This window comes from Xenorhabdus sp. SGI246, from assembly GCF_040838225.1.
Taxonomy (GTDB): Bacteria; Pseudomonadota; Gammaproteobacteria; order Enterobacterales; family Enterobacteriaceae; genus Xenorhabdus; species Xenorhabdus indica.
Window position 1 is genome coordinate 1 of the sequence record NZ_JBFPEZ010000005.1, and the last position, 24,116, is coordinate 24,116.

The 24,116-nt window shown below is 42.9% G+C and carries 19 protein-coding genes; 14 read left to right on the plus strand and 5 right to left on the minus strand.

Annotated elements, in window-relative coordinates; translation table 11 throughout:
* Together ABLA85_RS01955 and ABLA85_RS01960 are read right to left on the minus strand one after the other, a co-directional pair.
* A partial coding sequence (locus ABLA85_RS01955; RefSeq protein ID WP_367960882.1) for a tripartite tricarboxylate transporter TctB family protein occupies positions 1–377 on the minus strand: 377 nt, incomplete at its 3' end.
* Positions 378–390: 13 nt separating this feature from the next.
* The gene (locus tag ABLA85_RS01960) at positions 391–1,365 is read right to left on the minus strand and encodes a Bug family tripartite tricarboxylate transporter substrate binding protein (protein ID WP_367960884.1); all 975 of its coding nucleotides are present in this window, start codon (positions 1,363–1,365) and stop codon (positions 391–393) included.
* Positions 1,366–1,700: 335 nt separating this feature from the next.
* Between ABLA85_RS01960 and ABLA85_RS01965 the strand changes: the two genes are divergently transcribed.
* Positions 1,701–2,804: a hypothetical protein gene (locus ABLA85_RS01965; RefSeq protein WP_367960886.1), complete on the plus strand. Its 1,104-nt coding sequence runs from the start codon at positions 1,701–1,703 to the stop codon at positions 2,802–2,804.
* 187 nt (positions 2,805–2,991) lie between these two features.
* On the opposite strand, the gene ABLA85_RS01970 is transcribed toward ABLA85_RS01965, so the two are convergent.
* A complete protein-coding gene (locus ABLA85_RS01970) occupies positions 2,992–3,876 on the minus strand; it encodes a DMT family transporter (protein WP_367960888.1) in 885 nt (294 codons plus the stop codon).
* Between the two features lie 171 nt (positions 3,877–4,047).
* Here ABLA85_RS01970 and pdxB point away from each other — a divergent pair, with 171 nt between their 5' ends.
* From pdxB to ABLA85_RS02020, 10 genes are all read left to right on the plus strand, one after another.
* Positions 4,048–5,175: a 4-phosphoerythronate dehydrogenase PdxB gene (gene pdxB / locus ABLA85_RS01975; RefSeq protein WP_367960890.1), complete on the plus strand. Its 1,128-nt coding sequence runs from the start codon at positions 4,048–4,050 to the stop codon at positions 5,173–5,175.
* Positions 5,176–5,265: 90 nt separating this feature from the next.
* A complete protein-coding gene (locus ABLA85_RS01980; RefSeq protein ID WP_367960939.1) occupies positions 5,266–6,276 on the plus strand; it encodes an aspartate-semialdehyde dehydrogenase in 1,011 nt (336 codons plus the stop codon).
* Positions 6,276–7,115: a tRNA pseudouridine(38-40) synthase TruA gene (gene truA / locus ABLA85_RS01985; protein WP_367960892.1), complete on the plus strand. Its 840-nt coding sequence runs from the start codon at positions 6,276–6,278 to the stop codon at positions 7,113–7,115. The genes ABLA85_RS01980 and truA overlap by 1 nt, the downstream gene beginning before the upstream one ends.
* A 67-nt stretch (positions 7,116–7,182) precedes the next feature.
* Positions 7,183–7,851, plus strand: a complete 669-nt coding sequence (locus ABLA85_RS01990) for a DedA family protein (protein WP_367960941.1) — start codon at positions 7,183–7,185, stop codon at positions 7,849–7,851.
* A 151-nt stretch (positions 7,852–8,002) separates the two neighbouring features.
* Entirely contained in the window at positions 8,003–8,947 is a 945-nt protein-coding gene (gene accD, locus ABLA85_RS01995; protein ID WP_367960893.1) for an acetyl-CoA carboxylase, carboxyltransferase subunit beta, read from the plus strand.
* The gene (gene folC / locus ABLA85_RS02000) at positions 8,940–10,238 is read left to right on the plus strand and encodes a bifunctional tetrahydrofolate synthase/dihydrofolate synthase (protein ID WP_367960943.1); all 1,299 of its coding nucleotides are present in this window, start codon (positions 8,940–8,942) and stop codon (positions 10,236–10,238) included. The genes accD and folC overlap by 8 nt, the downstream gene beginning before the upstream one ends.
* Positions 10,228–10,926, plus strand: coding sequence for a cell division protein DedD (dedD, locus tag ABLA85_RS02005; RefSeq protein WP_367960895.1), 699 nt, complete (start codon positions 10,228–10,230; stop codon positions 10,924–10,926). Before folC ends, dedD begins: the two co-directional genes overlap by 11 nt.
* A gap of 191 nt (positions 10,927–11,117) precedes the next feature.
* On the plus strand, positions 11,118–11,606 hold the full coding sequence (gene cvpA / locus ABLA85_RS02010) for a colicin V production protein (RefSeq protein WP_367960896.1): 489 nt from the start codon (positions 11,118–11,120) through the stop codon (positions 11,604–11,606).
* A 32-nt stretch (positions 11,607–11,638) separates the two neighbouring features.
* Positions 11,639–13,156, plus strand: a complete 1,518-nt coding sequence (gene purF / locus ABLA85_RS02015) for an amidophosphoribosyltransferase (RefSeq protein WP_367960898.1) — start codon at positions 11,639–11,641, stop codon at positions 13,154–13,156.
* 48 nt (positions 13,157–13,204) lie between these two features.
* On the plus strand, positions 13,205–13,789 hold the full coding sequence (locus ABLA85_RS02020) for a UbiX family flavin prenyltransferase (RefSeq protein ID WP_367960900.1): 585 nt from the start codon (positions 13,205–13,207) through the stop codon (positions 13,787–13,789).
* Here ABLA85_RS02020 and ABLA85_RS02025 read toward each other — a convergent pair.
* Together ABLA85_RS02025 and ABLA85_RS02030 are read right to left on the minus strand one after the other, a co-directional pair.
* Positions 13,786–14,700 carry a TIGR01777 family oxidoreductase gene (locus tag ABLA85_RS02025; protein ID WP_367960902.1) on the minus strand — a complete coding sequence of 305 codons (915 nt, stop codon included), beginning with the start codon at positions 14,698–14,700 and terminating at the stop codon, positions 13,786–13,788. The genes ABLA85_RS02020 and ABLA85_RS02025 overlap by 4 nt on opposite strands.
* A gap of 188 nt (positions 14,701–14,888) precedes the next feature.
* Positions 14,889–15,506: a glutathione binding-like protein gene (locus ABLA85_RS02030; RefSeq protein ID WP_367960904.1), complete on the minus strand. Its 618-nt coding sequence runs from the start codon at positions 15,504–15,506 to the stop codon at positions 14,889–14,891.
* A 209-nt stretch (positions 15,507–15,715) separates the two neighbouring features.
* Here ABLA85_RS02030 and yfcD point away from each other — a divergent pair, with 209 nt between their 5' ends.
* The 3 genes from yfcD to ABLA85_RS02045 all read left to right on the plus strand — a co-directional run bounded on the left by yfcD (position 15,716) and on the right by ABLA85_RS02045 (position 23,958).
* Positions 15,716–16,237 (plus strand): NUDIX hydrolase YfcD, encoded by a 522-nt coding sequence (gene yfcD, locus ABLA85_RS02035; RefSeq protein ID WP_367960905.1) that lies wholly within the window; start codon positions 15,716–15,718, stop codon positions 16,235–16,237.
* A gap of 480 nt (positions 16,238–16,717) precedes the next feature.
* Entirely contained in the window at positions 16,718–17,728 is a 1,011-nt protein-coding gene (locus ABLA85_RS02040) for a DUF6347 domain-containing protein (RefSeq protein WP_367960907.1), read from the plus strand.
* Between the two features lie 191 nt (positions 17,729–17,919).
* Positions 17,920–23,958: an SDR family NAD(P)-dependent oxidoreductase gene (locus ABLA85_RS02045; protein WP_367960909.1), complete on the plus strand. Its 6,039-nt coding sequence runs from the start codon at positions 17,920–17,922 to the stop codon at positions 23,956–23,958.
* Positions 23,959–24,116 lie beyond the last annotated feature (158 nt).

Below are 24,116 nucleotides of genomic sequence, written 5' to 3' on the forward strand. Positions count from 1 at the left end.
TTCATGACGACACTATCTAAGCTCACACCAGAAATCATTGCGGCGAGAAGTGAGGCGTTAAACAGCAATGCGATGCTGATGGTCAATAACGTCGTCGCCAGAGGAAAGCCTAACCATTCGAATGTTCCTGCATAAAAGAGAAGTGAAACTATCAGCAGCAATAAGCGGCGCAGCACTTGTGGTGCAGGCCATTGAGTTATTTCAGTTTTTTTGAATAGCAGTAATAGTGCGCATAGAGCCATCAATGAGAGAATGGCAATCGGGAATGGCCGCGGCCCCAGAGGTTCATAGCTGTATTCACTATGAATACCCCAGCCAATGACCAATCCTATTCCACACAGGACTAACCAAATAGCAGCAAAGATACGATCACTCATGATGCTATTCCTGTTATTTTGCTAAACCAAAGGATTTAGCCATTTCATGGTATTGAGTAACTTGTTTTTGTACATAATCATTTAACTCTTTACCTGTCATATTGAATTCAAAGAGGCCACGTAGTTCGCGTTGTTTTTTAAATTCATCTGTTTGTTGTAATTTATTGAATGTATCTACCCACCATTGATATTGTTCATCAGAGACTTTGGGCCCCATGTAAAAACCACGAATAACTGGCCATACGATGTTGTAGCCTTGCTCTTTGGCTGTCGGGATATTCGCCAAAGCACCACCAAGCCTTTTATCGGCATAGACAGCAAGAACACGCAGCTTATCACTCGTCAGATAAGGTAGGGTTTCACTGATATCTCCAGAAAAAACCTGAATATGATTACCCATCAGAGCTGTGATTGCTTCACCACCACCTTCAAAGGCGACGTAACGCATTTTGCGTGGATCAACATCAGCTTGTTTTGCCAGTAAGGCCGTTTTCATCCAATCCTGACCACCAATAGAAGCTCCGGCACCAAATACGATGCTGGTAGGATCTTTTTGGAATGTATCAATGAGATCTTTTAATGATTTGTAATGAGAGTCTTTGCGAACAGCAATCATGCCATAATCAGTACCAACACTGGCCAGCCAGCGCACATCATTCACGTTATAGCGTCCGAATTTTCCTTGAGCAAGATTTAACAGAGAGCCACCGGAAAAGGCGACAATAGTACCGGGTTCGGCAGGCCGCTGAGCAACAATAGCATTATAGGCAACGGCTCCAACGCCTCCGGGCATAAATGTCACCCGCATAGGTGAATCAATAGCTTTGGTATCCAGCAATGAGACTTGAACTAACTTACAGGTTAAATCAAAGCCACCGCCGGGTTTAGCAGGGGCAATACATTCAGTTCTGTCGGGAGCGCTGACAGCAAAGGTATTGGTACAGAAAAGTAAACCAACAGTAGTGAATAATGTTTTGAGTATCTTCATTTTTTATTCCTTACATAGCACCAGTGATGGAAACAATTTTATAAATTTTTGGTGCACTATTATTTATAGAACTGAAATATTCTATTAACAGAAAAAAGTGTCTAGATGTGACTTTAATCACTTAATTTGAAAGATATTAATTTTTTAAATGCCTCAAGATTTTTTGAAGTTATGTAATAGATATTGAAAGTGAAAAGAGTTAACTTTTATGATTCATTAGATTTATTAAAATATAATGTTATGCAATATAAACCTATATATAATTACTGAAAGTGACTTCGTATACGTGTAGTATTTTCAGAATATAAAGCAATTTTAAAAGAAATAATAGAAATATGTTTGTTTTAGATGTTTATCTAAATAATTTTGATATTAACAAAAATAAGTTTATGGATTATAAATATTTTTTTAATTATTTGTATTTATTGAGAATAACAACATCCATACTAAAATTATATATGGGGCCTAGAATGATTAAAGTAACGTTACTGACTTTTTCTGGACTGGAAGATTATTACTGGTATTACTATGATCTCGATTATGAAATGAATTCAAGATGGCTACTGGGATTATTCAGGGATAATATTAAGGGAATTAACTTTGGAGAAACTTGTGGAAAGCTTGGATTCTCTGGTTTTTTAGTCGAAATTGATGGCACTGAGCAGACAATAGCACATAGTTATGGGTTGACTAATTCTTTTTATATATGTGATGGCAGAGCGCCCGATCTTTATCAAAGTAGATATCTTGGCTTCACTTTAATGGAGTCCTCTAACCAAAATAGTAATTTTAAGGCATTGATATTTCAGGATATAATTAACCTTCAGCAAGATGCTTCTGATTGTTCTGAGGGAGACGATCCAGATGAAGATCTACATAATGAAAAGAGACATACTTTACACGATGTAAATAATGATGAACTTTATACAGTCAATATCTTAAGTCCGAAGACGGGTAAATGGGTTGCTGTACAAGCGGGATGGTTCAATACAACGTTCTGGAATACATCTGAAAAGCAGAAGTTACATAACTGTTATTCTTACGCCTGTAATTATGCAGGTGGGCGTTATTCTCAACCGGGAGGGAATATCGAGAAGCTTTTACAAGAACGCACTATGAAGGCTGTTATAGATGGCGCAATTTCAGATGGATTAATCATGCTAGATGATTATAGAGATGAAAAATACTATCCGAACCATGTTGTAGCACTTTTTGCTACTGATGATTATGCAGATGACTGGGACTACCATTGGTATCGATTGGTTTTAAATAATAAGCACGAACGCCTCCATATTTGGGCTCATAAACCGGGGAAAATGTCAGTCAGAAAAACGGATAATAAGAATGAAATTATCAAAGATCCCCGTAATGCAGAACGTGGAAAATATACCCAATTCGGAGGATATTTTATCGTAAATAATCAAGTAAAAATAAAATAATCAGTCAATATGAGATTTTTTATAAATTTGTATAAAGCTAATTTAGCTATTCAATAGCTGGTTTATTTTCTTTAATAACGTCAGAAGCTATTTTATTATGATAACTATTTTCAATTATCGCCCAGTGAAACATTGGGCGATAATTGGTAAAAGTATTGTTGATAAGGTACTGTTGATAAAGTACTGTTTAAGTTTTCTGGCGAGTTATTGGAATACGTAATTGTTGAGCAAGAATGACACCAGCCAGCACAATACTCCCACCAATCAGATGATAGTTATACATTTTCTCATAGAGTACCGCGATAGCAATAATTGCGGTGAAAACCGGAGCCAGGTTCATAAAGATTGAGGTCATATTAGCTCCAAGGCGAATAACCCCTTGTATCCACAGATAAGGAGCAATAATTGAAGCCGGAATACCTGCAAACAGCACAAGAGAAATATTATTGCTGGTTAACCGGATATCTTCTGTCATCATGAAATTAGGCAAAAGTAATAAGACTCCAAATCCTATCTGTACATAGAGTGATTGCCAGTTCGGTAATGGAATTGCCCAGCGTTTGGTCAGAACACCGTACAGAGCGTAGGCTGCTGATGCAATAAACATCATTATATCTCCTGATCCTAATCCGTGTTGTAACAGGGAAGCAGGTTCTCCTTTGCCAATTAACCATATAAGGCCAAACAGGGAAAAAATTGTGCCGAGCATAATTCCAACTGTCGGGGCAACTCGCAAGACAAAAATGCTGAGAATGACAGTCAACAATGGGATCAACGAAGTAAAGATCCCGATCAGTGTTGCACTGACAGTATGAGCAGCGTAGTAAACCAGACTTTGATTAAGAACCATACCGAGGGAGCCGAGGATCAATAATTTCCACCAATATCGGGTAAGCATTTTCCACTGTTTCAATGTGGGTAATAAGATAAAAGGAGTTAAAGCCAAAAAAGCGATGAACCAGCGATAGAAAGCGATAGCAGCAGGTTCAATTGAAGTAGCGGCAGCTTTACTGACCACAGCGTTAATTGACCAAATTAGTACAGCAATAAGGGGGAACAATAGATTCTTCATTGAGTTAGATCGCGTGTATCAGAATATCGTGAACTTAGTGTAACAATGACCAATAGATTTCGTGTGACTTTTAACAAAGAAGCAACTCAAAAGAAAAAGGGGAATTAGGTATTATGCCGATTAAATGGCAGAATAGTGGATCACGCCCATTTAAGCCGTTGGATGAGAAAAGTGAAAATTTTAGTCGATGAAAATATGCCTTATGCTGAACAGCTCTTTACGCAATTAGGGGAAGTTCAGGCAATTCCGGGCCGCCCTGTGCCTGCGGGGGTTTTGGAACATGCAGATGCCTTTATGGTTCGCTCTGTCACTAAAGTTAATGAGTCCTTGCTAAAAGGCAGTCCGGTAAAATTTATCGGTACTGCTACCGCCGGAACGGATCATGTCGATCAGCAATGGTTGGAGCAGGCAGGCATTGGTTTCTCCGCTGCTCCCGGATGTAATGCAATTGCTGTGGTTGAATATGTCTTTTCTGCATTGATGGTATTAGCAGAACAGGATCAGTTTCAACTGAAAGATAAAATTATCGGCATTGTTGGTGTCGGTAATGTCGGGGGACGTCTGGCTGACCGACTGGCTGCTTTGGGCGTGAAAACCTTGTTGTGTGATCCACCTCGTGCCGATCGGGGAGACGAAGGCGAATTCTGGCCTTTGGAAAAGCTGATCAGGGAAGCAGATATTCTGACGTTCCATACACCGCTTAACACATCAGGCCCTTATCAAACTTATCATTTAGCTGATGCAAAATTACTTTCTGCTCTGCCGGACAACCGAATTTTAATTAATGCCAGCCGTGGTGAAGTGGTTGATAACCAAGCATTGTTATCAGCGCTGCAAAACGGAAAAAAATTACGTGTCATACTTGATGTCTGGGAGCCAGAGCCTAACCTTTCATTACCTTTGCTTAACTTGATTGATATCGGTACACCACATATTGCGGGATACACACTGGAAGGCAAAGCTCGTGGCACAACTCAGGTTTTTGAGGCGTATTGTAAATTTCTGGGGAAATCACAGAAGACAGAATTATCTGCGTTGTTGCCTGAGTCTGATTTCAGCCATATCACAGTTCATGGCGAAGTGACACAAAGCATCCTGAAGCGCTTGATGCATTTAGTGTATGATGTGCGCCGTGATGATACACCATTACGTCAGGTAGCCGGGCAGGAGGGTGGTTTTGACCAGTTGCGGAAAAATTATCCTGAACGTCGAGAGTGGTCTTCCCTGACAGTGCATTGTGATTCAGAAAACAGTGCTCAATTACTGTCCAGAATTGGGTTTAACGCCAAATTAATTTAACGCAAAAGTGATTTAATGCAGGCAGACGTTTTTTCGCCTGTTATCAAAATAAAAAAGCAGTGGAACAAAAAAGAAGTGGAGAAAACCAACATGTCAGAAGGTTGGAATATTGCGCTCTTGGGTGCAACGGGCGCAGTAGGTGAAGCGATATTGGCGTTATTGCAGGAACGCCAGTTTCCGGTTGGTGAACTGCATCTTCTTGCCAGTGAGCAAAGTGTCGGGAAAATCCAGCGTATTAACGGCAAGAGTATCACTGTTCGTGATGCCGCAGAATTTGATTGGTCACAGGTACAGCTCGCATTTTTTGCTGTAGGTATGGAAGTGACAGCACAATATATTACAAAAGCAACAGAAGCAGGTTGTCTGGTCATTGACAGTAGTGGGTTGTTTGCAGCAGAACCGGATGTTCCGTTGGTTGTCCCGACAGTGAATCCGTATGCTTTAGCTGAATATCGTAACCGTAACATTATTGCGGTTGCTGATAGTGCTACAAGTCAGGTGTTGACGGCTATCAAACCGTTAATTGATGCTGCGGGTATTGCACGCTTACAGCTAACCAATATATTGCCTGTTTCCGTACATGGTAAAGCTGCCATTGAAGAGTTGGCAGGGCAAAGTGCCCGTTTATTGAATGGTATTCCGCTTGATGAAGGACGTTTCAATAAACAATTGGCGTTTAACCTGCTACCTTTATTGCCTGATGCTGAAGGCACGGTGCGCGAAGAGCGTCGTATCGTCGATCAAATCCGCAGGATATTGCAGGATGAAAGTTTGCCTGTTTCAGTGAGTTGTGTTCAATCTTCCGTGTTTTACGGTATTGCCCAGATGGTTAATCTGGAAACACTGCGTCCGGTTGGTGTAGAAGAAGCGCGTGGGGAATTTGAACGTCTTGAAGAAATTCAGCTCTCGGAAGAGGGCGATTATCCAACTCAGGTTACAGATGCATCAGGTGCTGATGGGTTAAGTATCGGTTGTTTGCGTAATGATTACGGAATGCCGGAGATGTTACAGTTCTGGTCTGTTGCCGATAATATCCGCTTTGGCGGTGCTCTGATGGCGGTTGAAATCGCAGAAAAACTGATGCAGGAGCAATTTTACTGATGTCTGCTACAGAACTGGATCAGTCTGTGCCAGAAGCAAAAAAAGTGAAAATTGCACTGGGGATTGAATATGACGGCAGCCGCTATTATGGTTGGCAGCGCCAGCAAGAAGTCAGAAGTGTACAGGAATGTTTGGAAAAAGCACTGTCAAAAGTAGCAGATGAACCTATTTCTGTTTTCTGTGCGGGCAGAACGGATGCAGGTGTTCACGCAACCGGGCAGGTAGTGCATTTTGAAACATCAGTACAACGTAAAGATGCAGCATGGACAATGGGAGTTAATACTCATTTGCCGCCGGATATTGCAGTACGTTGGGTAAAAACGGTAGATGATGAATTTCATGCTCGTTTCAGTGCAACGGCACGCCGGTATCGGTATGTTATTTTCAACCATCGTTACCGTCCTGCGGTACTGGCGAAAGGGGTCACGCATTTTCACTATCCGTTGGATGAGAGAAAAATGCATGAAGCGGCACAATGTCTGTTGGGAGAGAATGACTTCACTTCTTTCAGAGCAGTACAGTGTCAGTCCAATTCGCCGTGGCGTAATCTGATGCATATTAATGTCAGTCGTCATGGGCATTATGTGGTTGTCGATATCAAGGCCAATGCTTTTGTTCATCATATGGTGCGCAATATTGTTGGCAGCTTGTTGGAAATTGGTTGTGGTAATCAGGGCATCCAATGGATGGCTGAATTACTGGCACTGAAAGATCGGACAAAAGCAGCCGCAACAGCTAAAGCTGAAGGGTTGTACTTAGTTGCAGTAGATTATCCTGTCCATTTCGGCTTGCCTAAGCCTGTTATGGGGCCCTTGTTTTTGGCCGATGAATTAATCTGATACTTTCGAATGATGACAGGGATGTTTGAGCATAACGAGGAATATTATGGAGTTGTTTACTCATTTTATTGATTTCGCGAAGTTCATTGTCGATTTTATTTTACATATTGATGTCCACTTGGCCGAATTGGTTGCTGATTATGGTTATTGGGTATACGGCATCTTATTTTTAATCGTATTTTGTGAGACGGGGCTAGTAGTTACCCCATTCTTGCCGGGAGATTCTCTGCTATTTGTAGCGGGAGCACTATCGGCATTAGATTCTAACGATCTTAATGTGCATATGATGGTGGCATTGATCATTATTGCGGCCATTATCGGTGATGCCATAAACTATACTATTGGGCGAATTTTCGGTGAAAAATTGTTTAATAACCCGGATTCCAAGATTTTTCGCCGTAGCTATCTGGATAAAACCCATCAGTTTTATGAAAAACATGGTGGAAAAGCAATAATTCTGGCGCGATTTGTGCCAATAATCCGAACATTTGCGCCATTTGTTGCCGGAATGGGGAAAATGTCTTATCGCCATTTTGCTGCTTATAATGTCATTGGCGCGTTTGTATGGGTATTATTGTTCACTTATGCTGGTTATTTATTCGGTGATATGCCGATTGTTCAGAAGAATCTGAAACTATTGATTGTTGCAATTATCTTTATTTCTATTCTGCCTGGGGTTATTGAAATTTGGCGTCATCGCCGTGCCGCATCTAAAAAAGTGGTAGATAATAATTAGATAACCATCAAACAGGTTTGAGCAGTTTTTTGTCCACACTGTTATAGCATTGTGGTTTAATGGCACGTAAAACATAAGCTGGCACATACTCAAGTATACCGAACATACATTGTTAAAAGTATGTGCCAGAATTAGACGGAAAGGTTCATTAATGAGCTGGATTGAAAAAATTCTAAATAAAAGCAAAATAATGCAAACTCGTAAGGCCAGTATTCCTGAAGGAGTTTGGACAAAATGCGATAGTTGCAGTCAGGTACTTTACCGCGCTGAGTTAGAGCGTACTCTCGAAGTGTGTCCGAAATGTGACCACCATATGCGAATTTCTGCCCGTCAGCGTTTGCAGGCATTTCTGGATGAAGAAAGCACAACAGAGTTAGGCAGTGAATTAGAGCCTAAAGATATCCTGAAATTCCGCGATATTAAAAAATACAAAGATCGTTTAGCGGCGGCCCAGAAGGAAACTCAGGAAAAAGATGCCCTGATCGTGATGAAAGGTACACTACACGATATGCCAGTGGTGGCTGGTGCATTTGAGTTTAGCTTTATGGCAGGTTCAATGGGTTCAGTTGTGGGAGCACGTTTTGTTCGCGCAGTCGAACAGGCGTTGGAAGACAACTGCCCATTTGTCTGCTTTGCTTCCAGTGGTGGGGCACGTATGCAGGAAGCGCTGATGTCGCTGATGCAGATGGCAAAAACCAGTGCTGCGTTGGCGAAAATGCAGGATCGGGGTTTACCTTATATCTGTGTTCTGACTAACCCGACAATGGGGGGAGTGACCGCCAGTATGGGGATGCTAGGTGACATCAATATTGCAGAGCCTAAAGCCCTGATTGGTTTTGCAGGCCCACGGGTTATTGAACAAACCGTCCGTGAAAAATTGCCGGAAGGTTTCCAGCGCAGTGAGTTTTTGCTGGAAAAAGGCGCAATTGATATGATCGTACGTCGCCCGGAAATGCGGGAAAAAATCGCTAACCTGCTTGCAATGCTGACTCATCAGCCACGACCCGGTACGAAGACAGAGGTGACAGAAATTGTTGCCGAACCTGCTGACGTTGAAGTTGACACAAACATCAATCCTAATAAAGAAGATGTCTGATACTTTACAAATTCCTCAAGCCACGTCGTCACTGATGACGTGGCTTTCCTATCTTGGAAATCTGCACTTGAAAGCTATCGATATGGGGCTTGAACGTGTAGGAACACTTGCCAGGCAGTTGGATCTATTACATCCGGCCCCGAAAGTCATTACGGTGTCCGGTACGAATGGCAAAGGCACAACCTGTCATACCCTTGAATCCATTTTTCTGGCTGCTGGTCTGAAAGTGGGGGTGTATAGCTCACCGCATTTGGTGCGTTATACCGAACGGGTACGTATTCAGGGGAATGAACCGACAGAACAGGATTTTTGCCGTGTCTTTGCGGATATTGAATCTCAGCGTGGTGATATTTCCTTAACCTATTTTGAATACGGTACATTGGCAGCATTGCAGCTTTTCAAAGAAGCTGACCTTGATATTGTGATCCTCGAAGTAGGCTTAGGCGGCCGTTTGGATGCGACTAATATTGTAGATGCTGATGTTGCGGCGATCACCAGTATTGCGCTAGATCATACGGACTGGCTCGGAGCAGATCGCGAGCATATCGGGCGTGAGAAAGCCGGTATTTTCCGTCGTGCTCACTTTGCTGTCGTTGGTGAACCTGATATGCCTCACTCCATTGCGGCAGTGGCCGATGAACTGGGTGCGAATTTGTTCCGCCGTGGTGCCGATTGGGACTTCTCACAAGACAAAGAAAGCTGGCATTGGCGAACAGCGGCCCAACAATTTAATTCGTTACCTATTCCTAATCTGCCATTGGCTAACGCCGCAACGGCAATGGGCGTGATTCACTGCTTGTTGCAGCAGAATGATAAAATCAGTCAGGCCATTGATGAACGCGCACTGCATGAAGGCTTAAAACGTGCCCAGTTGGCGGGGCGTTTCCAAATCATCAGAGGAAACCCACTGGTTATTCTGGATGTGGCGCACAATCCTCATGCAGCCGATTATCTGACTCAAAAACTGGCTGAATTACCTCGTTCACCGGACAGCAAAATACGGGGTGTTGTCGGTATGCTGCAAGACAAAGACATTGCGGGGACGCTTGCCTGCCTTTCCCGGCAAATTGACGAGTGGTATTGTGCATCATTACATGAACTGCGGGGTGCAGAAGCACAGATGCTGGCTGAACATCTTTCCGGAGCCCGGACATTCACGGAAGTAGAACAGGCATGGGATCAGGCCATGGAAGACGCATCAGAACAAGATATCATTGTGGTTTGTGGTTCTTTCCATACTGTCGCTCATGTTATGGAAGCATTGGAGGAGATGAAGGGACGTGGCAAGTAAGTTTCAAAATCGTTTAGTCGGAACCATCGTTCTTGTGGCACTGAGTGTCATCGTGCTGCCGATGCTGTTTGACGGCGACAAGAAATACAATGAAGAAAAATTCGCTTCTATTCCATTGGTGCCTAAGCCTGGTGATGAAGAAAATATTGATTCTATTCCGCCACTGACTCAAAGTATGCCATCTACACCCCCGGAAGGTGCGGCTGAGGCGATGCAGACACAAACTCAGGAGCAGCAGCCAGAACCAGACATGCTGTCTGGTTCGTCATCGTCGGAATCTGCGCCGCGGATTCCACCTCCTGTTACAATCACCCAAGATCCCAAGCAGACAAAGCCAGAATCTCCCTCTATGCAGAAAGTGGAAACTAAGCCAGAAGCCAGGCCACAGGTTAAGCCTGCCAGCCGACCAGAAGCGACGAAGCCTCAACCAGTAGAGCAGGCACCACAAGCAGTAGCCTATGTTGTCCAGCTTGGTGCGTTAAAAAATGCAGATAAGGTAAATGAGATAGTGTCCAGGCTGCGTTTGTCGGGGCATCAGGTTTATACCATTCCTTCTTCTCCGGTACAGGGGCAATTGACCCGGATTTATGTCGGGCCTAACGCTTCAAGGCAGGCTTTGGCATTTATTTTACCTGAATTGAAAGAGTTAACGGGTTTGCAGGGGCAAATCAAAAATTACAAACCATAAAAAATTGATCTTTCATATGGAGCTGGAATCTCTCGTGAAAGATCAAAAGCCTGATTTTAGAGCTGATAAAGGTTGGGATGACAGATTCCTTAATTATTTTTAGTACAGTGATAAATCTGCTACGCAAACGTTTTCGTTTTCTGTTAGAATGCGCCCGGCCTGAGTGTCGGGAGCCTATTTTGGATTAAAATATGGTCTGGATTGATTATACGATTATTGCCATTATTGGTTTCTCTGCACTGGTTAGCTTGATTCGCGGTTTTGTTCGTGAAGCACTTTCTCTGATGACTTGGGGATGTGCTTTCTTTGTTGCAAGTCACTTTTATACTTATCTGGCGGTTTATTTCACTCGCCTTGAAGATGAGTTGGTGCGTAATGGAGTAGCGATTGCTATCTTATTCATTGCAACACTGATCGTTGGCGCAGTAGTAAACTATGTCATTGGTTCACTTGTTCAGCGAACAGGCTTATCAGGCACAGATCGGGTTCTGGGGATCTGTTTTGGGGCATTGCGTGGTGTGTTAATTGTTTCTGCCATTCTATTTATTGCGGATTCTTTTACACCACTTCCCCAAAGTGCGGACTGGCAGCAGTCACAACTGATCCCACAGTTCAGTCAAATTATCAGGTGGTTTTTTGACTACCTGCAAAATGCGTCGAGTTTCCTACCGGAGAAATAATCCTCTCCGCCTGACTGATGAGGAAAGACTACATGTGCGGTATTGTTGGTATCGTTGGTTTTACATCGGTTAACCAGTCGATTTATGATGCATTAACGGTGCTTCAACACCGTGGACAGGATGCAGCGGGTATTGCGACTATTGATGGTAACAATGAGTTCCGTTTACGTAAGGCCAATGGCTTGGTCAAAGATGTGTTTGAAACACGACACATGTTACGTTTACAGGGGACAATCGGAATAGGGCATGTCCGTTACCCAACAGCGGGTAGTTCCAGCGCTTCTGAAGCACAACCTTTTTATGTGAATTCTCCTTTTGGTATCACATTGGCACATAATGGCAATCTGACAAACGCCCATGAATTGAAAAAAATCCTGTTTGAAAATGCCCGTCGCCATGTTAATACCACTTCTGATTCTGAAATCCTGCTGAATGTTTTTGCTGATGAATTAACTAAATTCCCGCATTTCCCATTAGAGCCAGATAATATCTTCGCGGCGGTAGCGGCAATGCACCGGAGAATTCGTGGTGCTTATGCCTGTGTTGCTATGATTATTGGGCATGGTCTGGTGGCTTTCCGCGATCCAAACGGTATCCGGCCTCTGGTATTGGGGAAACGCACATTGGCCGATGGACGCAGTGAATATATGGTGGCATCAGAAAGCGTGGCACTCGATACTTTAGGGTTTGAGTTCCTGCGGGATGTCGCTTCTGGCGAAGCAATTTATATTACTGAGCAGGGCCAATTATTTACGCGCCAGTGTGCAGAAAATCCTTCATTAACACCTTGTTTGTTCGAATTTGTTTATTTTGCCCGTCCTGACTCCTTTATTGACAAAATTTCTGTCTATAACGCACGGTTACGTATGGGTAGGAAACTGGGTGAAAAAATTGCCCGTGAATGGGAAGAGTTACAGATAGATGTTGTTATCCCTGTTCCTGAAACATCTTGTGATGTGGCGCTGGAGATTGCCCATATTCTGGATAAACCTTACCGTCAGGGATTTGTTAAAAACCGTTATGTCGGACGCACTTTTATTATGCCTGGACAGCAGGAGCGCCGGAAGTCAGTTCGGCGTAAACTGAATGCCAATCGTGCGGAATTCCGCGGTAAAAATGTATTGCTGGTAGATGATTCTATTGTACGCGGTACGACTTCAGAACAAATTGTGGAGTTGGCGCGTGAAGCGGGTGCTAAGAAAGTCTATTTTGCTTCGGCTGCGCCTGAAGTTCGTTTCCCGAATGTATATGGGATCGACATGCCCAATGCTAATGAATTAATTGCTCACGGCAGGGAAATCAATGAAATCCGCCAGCTCATTGGTGCTGATGCATTGATATACCAAGATCTCACTGATCTGATTGCTGCGGTGCGTGAAGAAAATCCAGATATTGAAAGATTTGAATGTTCAGTTTTTGATGGTATTTATGTCACAAAAGACATTGACCAGATATATCTCGATTATCTGGAAAATCTGCGTAAGGATGATGCCATGAAATTACGTGGACAGAGCGAGATTGAGAGTTTAGAAATATATAATGAAGGATAATTATATACCTATTATCATTGCGTTATTTCTGGTATCTCAGAGGGACACATGAAAAAACTGATCATCGGGCTGACAGGGGCAAGTGGTGCGATTTATGGTATCCGATTACTGCAAGTTTTACAGCCTGTAGAAGATATTGAAACGCATTTAGTGATCAGCCAATCAGCCCGACAGACATTGGCACTGGAGACTGACTATACCTTGCGGGAAGTTCAGGCTCTTGCCGATGTTGTGCACGATAACCGTGATATCTCTGCTTCTATCTCTTCGGGATCATTTAAGACATCAGGGATGGTGATTTTACCTTGTTCTATCAAAACATTATCGGGTATTGTGCATAGCTACACGGATGGCTTAATCACTCGTGCCGCAGATGTTGTCTTGAAAGAAGGGCGTAAATTGGTGTTGGGAGTCAGAGAAACACCATTGCATTTGGGGCACTTAAGGTTAATGACTCAAGCTGCTGAAGTAGGGGCAGTGATAATGCCGCCAGTTCCTGCGTTTTATCACCGCCCTGAGTGTATTCAGGATATTATTGACCAGACAGTTAACCGTGTACTTGATCAGTTTGATATTGAACTGCCAGAGGATTTATTCAATCGTTGGCAGGGTGCGAAACTCACGGATGTTTAATGCTGATTAGCATTTTCCTTTAATAAACTCTTTAAGGCTTCTTCTAATTCAAAATAGCGGAAGCCGAATCCGGCTTCTTCCAATCGTTTGGGCACAGCTTGTTGCCCACCTAAAACCAGTGTTGCTGCTTCTCCCATTACGATTTTTAATACAAAAGCAGGTATACGAATAAAAGTGGGGCGACGCAGGAGCCTTGCCAATATCACACTGAACTGATCATTATGAACAGGATAGGGTGCAGTCATATTGAAAGGGCCATCCAGTTCTGGAGAAACCAGCAAGTAATAGATGGCGTTGACCATATCATCAATATGGATCCACGGCATATATTGTTTGCCACTTCCTATCGCACCTCCAAATCCCAAGCGGAACAGAGGCAGCATTTTTTTCAGTGCTCCCCCATTACTGGCTAAGACGATACCTGTCCGTAACAGGCATACACGGGTCTTTTCGCTTTTAGCTTGTAATGCCAGTTTCTCCCAGCGTTCACAGAGCTGGTGAGAGAATTCATCGTGGGGAGGATCATTTTCTGAAATAACCGCTTGCCCCTGATCACCATAATATCCAACGGCTGAACCGGAAATAAAAACAGAAGGAGGGGACTCACCAGCCCTAATTAAAGCGCTGAGCTTTTCAGTTAATTGCCAACGACTCTGGCAAAGTTTATTTTTTTGTTCTGGTGTCCAGCGTTTATCAGCGATAGGCTCACCAGCAAGATTGATAACTGCATCAAAATTGTCCAGATTGCTCTGTTCGTTCAATGTCGTCCAGCATTCCACCTTATCGCTGAATAAAGAGTAAACCTTTTGTGGAGAACGGCTCAAAATGGTAATGGAGTGGGAGAGTGAAAGCAATTGATAGATTAGCTTGCGACCTATTAGCCCTGTTCCTCCCGTAACTAAAATATACATAACCACCCCCTGTAACCAAAAATGGATACGTCTTTCAAGTTGCAGCTAACAAAGCTGCAACTTGAAATCCATCGGTATAATCATTGATTGACTATAGCAAGTGATAGCTTATACAGCAGCGAAATATGCTGTTATCTGTTATCAACATCAAGTTTTAGTGAAAAGTTTCGTTGTTAAACGAACTTCCATCAATATTTATATGCTGCCTTTGTTGCCGGCCGTTGACTGATATTTTCGAGCCATTTTTCAACAGCGGGGTAATCCTGCAAATTAATTTTTTGATGTTCGTAACACAGTGCCCACGGATAGGTGGCGATATCAGCGATACTGTATTCATTGCCGCCAAGATACGGTGTTTTTTCCAATTGGGTATTCAGTACCTTGTATAAACGCTCAGTTTCTGCCACATAGCGGTTTATCGCATAGGGTATGACTTCTGGCGCATAACGATGGAAATGGTGATTTTGCCCAAGCATCGGGCCGAATCCCGCGACTTGCCAGAATAGCCATTGTTGCTGTTGAATGCGTTCCCGTTCGTTCTGGCTCAGAAGTTTCCCGGTTTTTTCTGCCAAATAGAGCAAGATAGCACCTGATTCGAAGATAGATATGGGTTCTCCTCCATCAGCAGGCTGATGATCGACAATTGCGGGGATCTTGTTATTGGGTGAGATAGCTAAAAATTCCGGGGTAAATTGTTCGCCAGCACTGATATTGACTGGATGAATGGTATAAGGGAGACAGGTTTCCTCAAGGAACAGTGAAATTTTATAGCCGTTAGGTGTAGGAGCATAGTATAGATCTATCATATGACCTCTAGTAATAGTAACGTTAGGATAAATGTTAGATTTATTACATTAGCATTGGTTTTGTTTGTCTGTAAAATGCCATCGATCCTCCATAGCTGTGTGAGTGGATTTATTTTCCGGTTAGGTGCCAATACATATTTCAAAATTAGTTGATAGAGAGGCTGTCACAGCAGGAATTGGCTTATAGATTATTTAGTAAAGGTTTTAGGATGACTCAAGAAAAATCAGTGAATATTGAGTGGGTTGATATCGTTAATGAAGAGAATGAAGTCATCGCGCAGGCAACTCGCCAGCAAATGCGTAGCCAAAACTTGAGGCATCGGGCAACTTACATTGTTGTACATGATGGAATGGGGAAAATATTGGTTCAGCATCGTACAGAAACAAAAGATTTTTACCCAGGTAAATTGGATGCAACTGCTGGTGGTGTGGTGGTGATGGGGGAAAGTATGCTTGAATCTGCCCGTCGTGAAGCCGAAGAAGAGTTGGGGATTGCCGGAGTTCCTTTTGCGGAACATGGGATTTTCTATTATGAGGAAGATATCTGCCGCACATGGGGAGGGTTATTCAGTTGTGTCAGCCACGGGCCATTTGCGTTACAGGAAGAAGAGGTTTCTGCGGTTTACTGGTTGTCACCTGAAGAAATTACTGCCCGTTGTGATCAATTTACGCCTGACTCTTTGAAGGCGCTTTCTCTATGGTTGGATCGTAACAAAAAAGATGTTAGCTGAAATCCACAATTGAAAAGATAACGTTTACAGGCTCCTCATTCTGAAGAGCCTTTTATGTTTTTCATCTTTCAATTACCGCTTTGTTGACTGCAATTTGAAATTTATAGGATGCATATTATTTTTTTTATAAACCACTCAATAATTAATCTTTTAATATAGGTAAAGTTGTATTAATTATTTGTTTTTAAATGATTAATTGGCATTCTTTCTTAAATAGGGTCAATTTTTTTAAATTGAAACTATAGTCAATTAGATGTATACAAAAGACGCTATTACGGAAAATTACGGAAAATGTCAGTCACATATATTTATAGTGGTAAGAATTATAAAATTTATAACATAGAAAAAATAAATACACTCATAGGTTTCAAGTTACAATTAGAGTGAAAAAATAAAAATAGCCGATAGAGCATTAACTTGAAAGATAGAAGGTATCAGTGATAATTATTTATAGTAAGTCAGATTTACAAGGAGAGTGTTATGGTTGTATTAAACCTCAAACAAAGTCTGACAATGGCTGATTTTTCCAATGCTGTTGTGCGTGCTTTTATTGATATTGCTATTATTGGTGGGATCTACTTTTTTCTTTGTGGTATATGGGGAGAGCCGCCTTCAGTAGGTGTTTACCTTATTATCTATCCACTAATTTCTATCATTACAGTTTCTTTTGAAATTATTTATGATAATGTCAATGCTAATTCTGATAAACATATTCATCAGGTTTTGTTAAATAAAGTTGGAGAATCAAATGTTCTGATGAGCGGGCATGTAAATGCTTATCGGTTATGGGGGATGATTACCCTTTATGCCTTAATATTTTATATTATATTACTGCTCCCCTTTTATTTTTTATTACAGAATACTTCACTTTCATTACAATTAAATATTTGGTTAGCATTAATTATAAGTTTTTTATTGGTAGTGTTTTCCAGTTGTTTTATTGTATCCAAACTTAAGCATTACGCTGTTGAATTATACGGGGAACTATTTTCTATTAAAAAAGGTGAGGTAAGAAAAGAAGACAGTGATACACATATAATATTTAATTATTTTTTACCTTGGGCAATTATTGCCGGTGCAATTGCAGGCCTGCTGGCATATGGTTATTTTCGAGAAGAAAGTGGTAATTTTACAGAGGTAATTACCGTTTCAGTGGCGGCTTTTAGTGCAGGAGGAACATCCTATATTATTTCTTTATGGATAGCTTATGTGACACAGAAACAAACTATCCTTGATATCAAAGCAAATTTATTACACTTTGAAAAAGATGATAAGCTTGATGAAAGCGCAATGTATTTTTTAATTCATGCTTTTAGTGCATGTGTCATCGCATTAATCTTTATTGTGACACATTTTTTATCTATTGATCATCTTTCTCCAATACAAATAACCGTTATTGAAATTGTGGTTGGAGCCACATCCGCTGTGGCAGGTTCATTAGCCGGGTTATTGAGAGGGAGAGCAAAAGTTTTATCCAAAAAATATAAGTAACATTCTTGTCAGCATATCTTACTAATCTGCCTTGATTTACGTGTATTCGAATAGATTTCGAAAGCATATTTAATAGGTTAATAATGATGTTCCTGACAGCGGATGACAGTGAATGACAGTGAAAACACTCAATGCAGTGCATTAAATATGTGCTGGATACGAGACTGTTTTGTTCAAAACGCGAGGAATGTATGTCCAAGACGTATTTTTTGCATGATAGGAAAATTAGCGGGGATATTGCGATCGTTGGGATGGCAACTCATTTCCCGGATGCACCGAATTTATATAAGTTTTGGGAAAATATCATAGGCAAAAAGGATTCGCTGATCGATATCACTGAGATGTCAAAGGAAGAATATTGGAAAAAAGAAGACTTTTACCATCCAGACCCAACAGCCGCTGATAAAACTTATGGTCATCGTGCTGGCTTTGTGCCTGCTATTGATTTTGACCCTGTGGAGTTCAAAATTCCACCCGCAATTCTCGATTCGCTCAGTACAGCTCAGTTATTTGCTCTGTATGTTGCCAAGCAGGCGATGCAGGATGCCGGTTTGCTGGATCAGAAAAACAGTAAAGTTGATCGTGAGCGTATTGGTGTAATTTTGGGGGGAGGCGGTAACGGTAATACATCATTCTCATTGGCTGCCCGTCAGCAGGCTCCTTACCTGCGCGAAATCATGATGAAGTCAGGTCTTTCCGAAGAAGTGGCAAGCGATATTATTGAACGTGCGCACGGAATGTACCTTGAGTGGAATGAAGACAGCTTCCCAGGGTTTTTAGGTAATGTTGCCTGCGGCAGAATTGCCAGCTATTTTGACCTTGGTGGCACATCTTATATGGTGGATGCTGCCTGTGCCAGCAGCCTTGCTGCAATCAAAGCCGCAATTGGTGAGTTACATTCTGGTAGCTGTGATGCGGTTTTAACAGGTGGTATCAATCTGGAAAACTCCATTTTTTCTTTCCTGTGTTTCAGCAAAACCCCTGCATTATCGCGAAATAATGTCTCCCGCCCCTTCGATCAGAGTGCTGATGGCATGATGTTGGGGGATGGTGTGGGTATGTTGGTTTTGAAGCGTCTTGAAGATGCTGAACTGGATGGTGATAAGATCTATGCAATCATAAAATCTGTCGAAGCTTCCAGTGATGGCCGTGCTAAAAGTATTTTTGCTCCCCGTATGGAAGGGCAGGTAAAAGCACTGAAACGAGCCTATGCTTGTGCGGGGATTGTGCCGGGTGATATTCAATTGGTTGAAGCACACGGGACAGGGACAGCATCAGGTGATGATACAGAACTTAAAAGTCTGCATGCTGTGTTTGGTGAGTTTCAGATCCCCCCGAAATCAGTGGCGATTGGTAGTATCAAATCCCAGATTGGACATACCCGTTGTGCAGCCGGCGCTGCTTCTATGATCAAAGTTGCATTGGCGTTACACCATAAGGTATTGCCACCCACTATTAATGTGAAACGGCCTACCGATCTGTTGATGTCAGAAAACAGTCCTTTCTATGTCAACAGTGAAGCCAGGCCGTGGCTACGTTCATTCAGCAATGCGCCACGCCGGGCAGCATTAAGCGCTTTTGGTTTTGGTGGAACTAACTTCCACGCTATTCTGGAAGAGTATGAAAAACAGACACACGGCCGTTATCGGTTGAATGAATCACCTTGGATCATGTTGTTTAAAGGTGAAAATCCCGCAGAATTGCTTTCACAGTGTGAGGCCGCTCTATCCGGTTTTACTGGTGATTTACCGGAAAATGCCATTCGTCGGCATCTGGAGCAACAAGATATCGAGAACTTACAGCCGCATCAGGCCAGAGTTGTGTTCGTTTCTCAATCTATCGCACAAACCGTGGAATTACTTTCTATCGCTGTCAGTCAGTTACAACAAAACCCATTACAGCAAAATAGCACCAGCGGTTGGGAACATCCTCGCGGGATTTACTATCAGCCTAGAGGAAACGCACTGGATGGGAAGATTGTTGCTCTGTTCCCTGGTCAGGGTTCACAGTATGTCAATATGGCGCGGGATATTGCCAATGACTATCCTGAAATGCGTCAATCTCTGGAAGCGCTGGATGATGTCGCTATCAGTCAGTCGGGTCATGAATTATCCCCTGTTATTTATCCCGTACCTGCCTTTTCAGAAGAAGAATATACAAAACAGCAACAACGGCTGACAGACACTATCAATGCTCAGCCTGCATTGGGAGCGATCAGTGCGGGTTATTTCAATATATTAAGAAATATAGGCTTCAGGCCTGATTTTGTCGCGGGTCATAGTTATGGCGAAGTCACAGCTCTTTGGGCTGCGGGAGTACTTTCCGAGAAAGATTTCCACCGCGTTTCTCTGGCAAGAGGATGGGCTGCCGCATCAGCTAGTCAGCTCTGTGGTCCTGATTCGGATGCTGGTGCAATGCTGGCAGCTTCGTTGACCCATGCACAACGTGAAGAAATTCTGCAACGTTATACAGGTATTGTCATTGCTAATGATAATTCTGAACAGCAGGTAGTCTTTGGAGGAGAAACTGACCAGATTAATCAGTTATATGATGAATTGAAAAAACAGAATATTCATTGCCGTATTCTGCCTGTGTCTGCCGCCTTCCATACGAAATTTATTCAGCCGGCTTATCAGCCTTACCGTGAGTGCCTGGCTGATATCCATTTCCAGCCACCAGAGTGCACATTATTCTCCAGCGCAACAGCAGAACCCTATGACAATTCACCACGGGTAATTCGGGAATTGTTGGCAGAACAACTGATAAAACCAGTTAAGTTCCGTCAGACCATAGAGGCAATTTACCAGCAGGGAGGGCGCTTATTTGTTGAGTTCGGGCCGAAAGGTGTCTTAGGCAAATTAGTGTCTGATATTTTGAAAAACCGGGAACATACCGTGATTTCAACCAACCCCAGTGATAAAGGGGAAGAGAGATTACAGTTAGCCCGTGCTCAGGCCAAATTACTGGCAGAAGGTGTCAGGCTGTGGGATATAAACCAGCATGTCCGCATCCAGCCAGTGCAAGAAGATAAAGGTAAGCGTCTGACATTCAGGCTAAGCGGCGGTTTTTTCTTATCCGAGAAAAATAAAGCTCGGCGTCAACATGCCTTGCGTGATGGTGATCATGCTGTTGTTGAGCGGTTTATCGCGGGATCATTGCCACAGAGAGAAAAGGCGGTATTGGCAGAAGAAATTGAAAGTTACCCTGAACATGAAGTTGAAAGCGGAGTCATCGATAACGTCGAAGATGCCGTTGAAAGTTATATTGAAAACAAGGTTGAAAAGAAGACTGAAAAGGTGGTTGAACATAAGCAACCTGTTTCAGCCGAATTTCTCCAACAGAACGTTCTGACAATTATTCAAAGACGAGATAACCCCATGGAACAGAATAATAAATTGAGCGAAAGCCAAAATGCTGACACATTAAATGGACTGTTGCAGGCCCAACAGGTAATGAGTCAACTACACCAGCAATTTCAGACAAATCAGAAAGAATACATCCAGTTGTTGAGTATGTTACTGGAGAAGCAATACAGTTTGCTGGAAAGTTGCAAAGATCACCAGAACCTGCCAACGATGCTCTCTAGTTTGAGTCAAAGCGTTCAACTGTTGGACAAAAACCTCGAATTATACCATACCAATCACGAACGCTATTTTATGACGCAACAAAGCCTGTTCCAGTCCGGGCAGGTAACACCAGTTATGGCTTCGGTTAGCCGTCTGACTCAATCGGTTGTCGGATATTCCGCCCCGGTAAAAGCTGCTGAATCTATTTCTACCCCTGTATCTCATATACAGCCAGTAGACATGGTGGAAAAAGTCGAGGCAGTGCGTCCAATGATGCCAGAAATGACGGAAATACCTAAGACTGAGGAAGTTCCGGTTACACCCGTGGTAACAATGGTTTCTTCTGAATCTGCTAATGAATCTGTTAAGCCTGAGCCGGAACCGGAAAAAGCGGTCGCCAAAGTACAGACAAAAGTACTTGATCCTGAAGTGGAAAAACTGATTAAACATCTTGAGCGGATCACTGAAGAAAGCATCATCAGCCAATTGATCAACATTGTCAGTGAAAGAACGGGTTATCCGCAGGATATGATCAGCTCAGAGATGGATCTGGAAGCAGATCTGGGTATTGACTCTATCAAGCGGCTGGAAATCTTCGGCGCGATGTTTGATGCGTTCTCTGCGAACATGGGGCTTCATAGTGAGACAGCAAGAAATAAAGATATGGAAAACTTCGAAGTCGATTCGTTGAGCACTATTGCTAAGATGAGTGACTTCTTCAAACAAATGATCGATGAAGCAGTGAGTGCCTTGTATAACAAGGGGCTTGGATCTGAGCCAGAACAGGCTCAACCACCTGTAGAACACCATGAAAAAGAGCAAGTTGCTGTTGCAGAAAAGAGCAGTATAGGGGCATCCGAGAAATTGCGGTCGTTGGGTTTTGTCACCTCGACAACGGCTTCATCTGGGGGTTATAGCGTAAAAAAGCCGCTAGCTGAATCGCAGCGGATGGTGTCCTCTGCGGTTCAGCCTGAACTGAATCATAATATTGCACTAAATAAAGAAGATGAAGAAAAGCGCTTTGCAGATTCGCCCGTTTCTCGTTTTGCGGTGGTGAAACAACCTCTGCCAATGCCGGATTGTTTGCAGGATGTTTTTTCATCCTCCAAACGTTGGCTGGTGGTGGATGAGGGAACAACCAGTGTGGGTAACCTGGTCGCAGATAAGACGGTTGTAGAGAACATCGTGGAAGCATTGGAACAGCGGGGACAGCAAGTGGTCGTTTTGTCACTGAAGCAAAATCAGGCTGCACTGGGTGATGAATCTGTGCTGGATGCTGTACTGGCAGATATTGAACAGCAACATGGCACGATTGAAGGCGTTATCTATTTGCAGGCTCTGAAACAGGGGGTTAAGGCATTGGCTGATATATTCAATGAGCAGGATTATCGCTCAGTTGAAACCACTTTCCTGTTGGCAAAACGTCTGCAAAGTAGCCTTACCCGTGACGGGAAACAGCCGGGATACTTCATGGTAATTATGCGGGGGGATGGTGAACTGCTGACTTCCGGGCGTGAATACTTACCGATTGTTTCTGCGGGCATCACTGGATTGACCAAATCGCTGAATATTGAATGGGGGAATGTCTTCTGCCGCACCATAGACATTGATGCCAGAATGAAAGACAGCGACGTAGCCAAGATAGTGATAGAAGAGCTTCAGGATAGCCGGACTGATGTGGCAGAAATTGGACGCAGTGTAAATGGTGAACGCATGACATTGGCGCTGAAGGAAGAGAAAGTATTATCAGCGGCATCGGCCATGCAGGTCAGCTCTCATGATGTACTGGTTGTGACAGGGGGAGCCCGTGGTATTACAGCACACTGTGTTATTGAACTGGCAAAACAGAGTCAGGCGGCGTTTATTCTGCTCGGACGTACCGATATAACTGCACCGTTGCCGGAATGGTCTGTAGGCAAAACAACTTTGGCTGAACGCAAAACGGCAGCTATTGCCCATCTGCAAGCACAAGGGATTCAGCCGACACCGGTTAAGGTTAATAGCATGTTAAACCGCCTGATCCATATCGACGAAATCAACGCCACATTACAAGCGATCAGGCAAGCGGGGGCGCGGGTTATATATCTGCATTGCGATATCACTGTTCAGGAACAGGTGAAGAGGGCATTGGAACAATCCCGGCAGCAGTTTGGGCCGATAACAGGCTTAATTCACGGTGCCGGAAATCTGGCGGATAAGCGGATCGAAAAGAAAACGCTGGCGGATTTACATTCGGTCTTTCATGCCAAAGTCAAAGGGCTTGAAAACATATGTCGTGGTCTGGATTGCACATCTCTGCGTCATATTATGCTGTTTTCATCAGTTTCCGGCTTCTTTGGTAACGCGGGGCAAACCGATTATTCACTGGCAAACGAGACGCTGAATAAATTTGCTTATCTGCCTTTCGGTGGCAAAAACAGCCAGATAATCCGTTCAGTGAATTGGGGGCCGTGGGATGGTGGTATGGTCAGTGATGTTCTCAAACGGGCTTATGAGGCTCAGAACATGGTGATTATTCCCCTTGACGAAGGAACAAAACGTTTTGTACGTGAGTTTAGTGATCCCCGCTCGCGTCAAATTACCATTGGAGGGAAAACTTATATGGCTCCGAAAAAAACGATACCTAATCAACGACGGAATGTAAGCAATAATGCTGAAATTTGAAAAATGAAAGTGTAAAAATTATAAAAGAATGACTCCATTAAATAATGGAGTCATTAAATAATGAAGAAATTAAATAGTGAAAAAATTATGCTGAATAACGAAAAATAATCATGAGTTATAAATAATAAAAGTCAGGTTGCTAATATACCTGAGTGAAA

What these genes read in the sequence shown, in the direction of transcription:
- truA (WP_367960892.1), top strand. Translation starts at nt 6,276, where the DNA reads ATGTCTGCTACAGAACTGGATCAGTCTGTGCCAGAAGCAAAAAAAGTG.
- ABLA85_RS01965 (WP_367960886.1), top strand. Translation starts at nt 1,701, where the DNA reads ATGTTTGTTTTAGATGTTTATCTAAATAATTTTGATATTAACAAAAAT.
- yfcD (WP_367960905.1), top strand. Translation starts at nt 15,716, where the DNA reads ATGACTCAAGAAAAATCAGTGAATATTGAGTGGGTTGATATCGTTAAT.
- ABLA85_RS01980 (WP_367960939.1), top strand. Translation starts at nt 5,266, where the DNA reads ATGTCAGAAGGTTGGAATATTGCGCTCTTGGGTGCAACGGGCGCAGTA.
- folC (WP_367960943.1), top strand. Translation starts at nt 8,940, where the DNA reads ATGTCTGATACTTTACAAATTCCTCAAGCCACGTCGTCACTGATGACG.
- ABLA85_RS01960 (WP_367960884.1), bottom strand. Translation starts at nt 1,365, where the DNA reads ATGAAGATACTCAAAACATTATTCACTACTGTTGGTTTACTTTTCTGT.
- ABLA85_RS01970 (WP_367960888.1), bottom strand. Translation starts at nt 3,876, where the DNA reads ATGAAGAATCTATTGTTCCCCCTTATTGCTGTACTAATTTGGTCAATT.
- accD (WP_367960893.1), top strand. Translation starts at nt 8,003, where the DNA reads ATGAGCTGGATTGAAAAAATTCTAAATAAAAGCAAAATAATGCAAACT.
- ABLA85_RS02025 (WP_367960902.1), bottom strand. Translation starts at nt 14,700, where the DNA reads ATGTATATTTTAGTTACGGGAGGAACAGGGCTAATAGGTCGCAAGCTA.
- ABLA85_RS02030 (WP_367960904.1), bottom strand. Translation starts at nt 15,506, where the DNA reads ATGATAGATCTATACTATGCTCCTACACCTAACGGCTATAAAATTTCA.
- cvpA (WP_367960896.1), top strand. Translation starts at nt 11,118, where the DNA reads ATGGTCTGGATTGATTATACGATTATTGCCATTATTGGTTTCTCTGCA.
- ABLA85_RS02045 (WP_367960909.1), top strand. Translation starts at nt 17,920, where the DNA reads ATGTCCAAGACGTATTTTTTGCATGATAGGAAAATTAGCGGGGATATT.
- purF (WP_367960898.1), top strand. Translation starts at nt 11,639, where the DNA reads ATGTGCGGTATTGTTGGTATCGTTGGTTTTACATCGGTTAACCAGTCG.
- ABLA85_RS02040 (WP_367960907.1), top strand. Translation starts at nt 16,718, where the DNA reads ATGGTTGTATTAAACCTCAAACAAAGTCTGACAATGGCTGATTTTTCC.
- ABLA85_RS02020 (WP_367960900.1), top strand. Translation starts at nt 13,205, where the DNA reads ATGAAAAAACTGATCATCGGGCTGACAGGGGCAAGTGGTGCGATTTAT.